Genomic DNA, 3,271 nt, shown 5'->3' with positions numbered 1-3,271 from the left:
GGCCGCCGTCCGCAGACGGCGGAATCCCCTATTGATTCCGGCCTGAGCCGGAATCAACAAAAAATAATCTAAAGCGCTCGCCTCAGCGAGCAAGACTCCCCGCGCGCCAGGCGCGCTCATGGAATCCGTTCCCGTGGAACGGATTCCCCCACCCTGCCGCTCGTACGCACGCTCTGCTTGAAAGACGGCAGTTTGGGTAAGGGGCGGGAAAACCAATCCGGTAGATTGGTTTTCCATGAGCGCACTTTGTGCGCAAAAGAAACGAACGAAGGTTAAGTTGATTTTCCCTTGCGGGGAACGGGAAAATCAAAAGGGAATTTCGTGTCCTGCGGGACACGCCTCAGGGCTCTGCCCTGAGAACCCGCAGCCTTTCGAGAAAGGCTGGCGAAAGCTTTAATTTCAGGCAACTGCGCTGCCAGTCGTTAGATATCCAAATTCTCGACGTATCTTGCGTTCTTCTCGATAAACTCACGTCTGGGTTCAACCTTCTCACCCATGAGCAGAGTAAACGTTTGATCGGCCATGGACGCATCATCCAGCGTAACCTGGAGCAAGATACGGTTTTCGGGGTTCATGGTCGTTTCCCAGAGCTGTTCGGGGTCCATCTCACCAAGGCCCTTATAGCGCTGTACGCGGACGCCCTCGCCCATTTCAGCGATGACGCGGCGCTGTTCGCCCTCATCGTAGGTATAGCGTACGATTTTGTTCTTGTTATTGCCCTTCTCGTTCTTAAAGAGCGGGGGCTGAGCGATATAGACGTGACCCTGTTCGATGAGCGGACGCATGAAGCGGAAGAAGAAGGTCAGGAGCAGGGTACGGATATGGGAGCCGTCGACATCGGCATCGGCCATGAGGATGATCTTGCCGTAACGCAGCTTGGAGATATCGAAATCCTCACCGAAGCCCGCGCCGAAGGCGGTAATCATCGGGGTGAGCTTATCGTTGCCGTAAACGCGGTCAAGGCGCGCCTTTTCGACGTTGAGCATCTTGCCCCAGAGCGGCAGGATGGCCTGATAACGACGGTCACGGCCTTCCTTTGCCGAGCCGCCTGCCGAATCACCCTCGACGATGTAGATTTCGGTGAGGGCGGGGTCGCGTTCCTGACAGTCGGCCAACTTACCGGGCAGCGAGTTGGATTCCAGAGCCGACTTGCGGCGGGTCATCTCACGCGCCTTGCGCGCAGCCTCACGGGCGCGGGACGCGGTCTGTGCCTTGTCGATGATGACGCGGGCAACCGAGGGATTTTCCTCGAGGAAGATGGGTAGGCGCTCGCCGACCATGGTCTCGACCAGCGTACGCATGTCGCTGTTGCCCAGCTTGGTCTTGGTCTGACCCTCGAACTGTGCTTCCTGGAGCTTGACCGAGATGATAACGGTCAGACCCTCGCGCACGTCGTCGCCCGAGAGGTTCTTGTCGTTTTCCTTGATGAGGTTGTACTTTCTGCCGTAGTCGTTTAAAACCTTGGTCAGCGCCGACTTAAAGCCGGTCTCATGGGTACCGCCCTCGGTGGTCTCGATGTTGTTGGCGAAGGAGATCATGCTCTCGTTGTACGAGTCGGTGTACTGCATAGCGACCTCAGCCATCGAGGTTTCGCGGGAACCCTCCATGTAGATGACGTCGGGGTGAATGGGAGTCTTGCTCTCGTTGAGGTATGCGACGAACTGGCGGATACCGCCGTCGTAGTGCATGACGTCCTCGCGGACTTCGCCGTCGCGCTCGTCGCGCAGGGTGATGCGGATACCAGCGTTCAGGAACGCAGCCTCGCGCAGACGCTTGAGCAGGACTTCGTAATCGTAATTTGTGGTCTCGAAGATCTCGGGATCGGCCTTAAAGCGGATGGTCGTACCGCACTCCTCGGTGCAGGGTACCGAGTGGATCTTCTGGACGGTCTGACCGCGTTCAAAGCGCATCATGTGCTTGTTCTGGCCGTCGCGCACCTCGGCTTCAAGCCAGAGGGAGAGTGCGTTTACGACCGAGGAACCGACACCGTGCAGACCGCCGGAAACCTTGTAGCCGTCGCCGCCGAACTTACCGCCCGCATGCAGGACGGTGAGGACGACTTCGAGGGTGGGAATGCCCATCTGGGGATGGATGCCGACAGGGATACCGCGGCCATTGTCCGCAACGCGGATGACGTCATCGGGTTCGATGGTGACTTCGATGTGGGTACAGTACCCGGCGAGTGCCTCATCGATGGAGTTATCGACGATCTCGTAGACCAGATGATGCAGACCGCGTTCGGAGGTAGAACCGATGTACATGCCGGGGCGTTTGCGCACGGCCTCGAGACCCTCGAGCACCTGGATCTGACTTTCGTCATAGGTCTGGGTGACCTTGAGGTCTAACATTTCTTCACTAATACTCATATTCATTCCTCTTTCGGGGTGGATCGGGAGAGACCGGCAGAAAAAAAGGCTTTCGCCGAAGCAGATCGGAGCAAGCCCAAGTTTGGGTTTAGAGGCCGGTCGTACCGTTCTGGATGCGGCGAGCCAGGACGGCGGGAGAGAGCTGGGAAATATAGAGGATCTCGCCAAGGGCGCCGTCGCACAGGACAGCGGACTTGGGCAGATCCTCGCAGGCGGTCACGACGCGCCCCTCGTCAGAGAGTCTGGCGATGAGGGAGCGGGTATGCTTCGACCAGGTAGCGGTATCGAGATCGAAGACCGAGACGATATCGCGCACGGGGAGCATATAATCCTGACCGATATGGACATACATAAGCGTGCGTCCTCCCAATGATTGATAGAAAAAAAGCGGGAGCAGATGCCGCGAAGAGAGCTGCTCCGTGATGGGGTTAGAAAAGTTTGGAAGTATGACACAAGTCACAAGATTATTATAGCATAAAAATAAAAAAATTTCCATGTTTATCTTGTCATAAGGGAGGAAAAAGGCGTAAGAAAAAGGGACAAAAACGGCAGGAGGAAACGAAATGTAACCAAATCCCCCAAAAAGCACCGCACCCCTACAGAAGTTTTCGCTCAAGCCTTTTTCAAAAGGCTTGCGGGTTCTCAGGGCAGCGCCCTGAGTCGCGCTCCGCAGAGCGCGAAATCCCCTCTTGATTCCGGCCTGAGCCGGAATCAACCAAACTCTCGTTTCAAAGCGCTCGCCGCAGCGAGCGCAATTCCCCTGCGCGCCAAGCGCGCTCATGGAAAACCAACCTGCCGGATTGGTTTTCCCCTTCCCTGCCGTTCGTACAACGCCTCCGCTTCGGCTGCCACAGTCAGGGCGACGCTCATGGAATCCGTTCCCGTCGGAACGGATTCCCCTTCCC

Annotated in this window: 3 protein-coding genes; all 3 read right to left on the bottom strand. The window is 57.0% G+C overall.

Translation table 11 applies throughout. The annotated features are described in order from the left end of the window. Positions 1-237: hypothetical protein (locus B5D52_RS16410; protein ID WP_207651151.1), on the bottom strand; the 237-nt coding region annotated here is incomplete at its 3' end. Positions 238-422: 185 nt separating this feature from the next. Beyond that, positions 423-2,366 carry a DNA topoisomerase (ATP-hydrolyzing) subunit B gene (gyrB, locus tag B5D52_RS15795; protein ID WP_016148862.1) on the bottom strand — a complete coding sequence of 648 codons (1,944 nt, stop codon included), beginning with the start codon at positions 2,364-2,366 and terminating at the stop codon, positions 423-425. An 88-nt stretch (positions 2,367-2,454) separates the two neighbouring features. Next, positions 2,455-2,718, bottom strand: coding sequence for an extracellular matrix regulator RemB (gene remB / locus B5D52_RS16180; RefSeq protein WP_016148863.1), 264 nt, complete (start codon positions 2,716-2,718; stop codon positions 2,455-2,457). Positions 2,719-3,271 lie beyond the last annotated feature (553 nt).

The organism is Butyricicoccus pullicaecorum DSM 23266 (assembly GCF_900167005.1).
GTDB classification, from domain to species: Bacteria; Bacillota; Clostridia; order Oscillospirales; family Butyricicoccaceae; genus Butyricicoccus; species Butyricicoccus pullicaecorum.
This window is presented reverse-complemented; position numbering and strand designations above follow the sequence as displayed.

Bases quoted from the DNA above. Each gene is read 5' to 3' on its own strand.
- gyrB (WP_016148862.1), bottom strand. From the start codon at position 2,366: ATGAGTATTAGTGAAGAAATGTTAGACCTCAAGGTCACCCAGACCTAT.
- remB (WP_016148863.1), bottom strand. From the start codon at position 2,718: ATGTATGTCCATATCGGTCAGGATTATATGCTCCCCGTGCGCGATATC.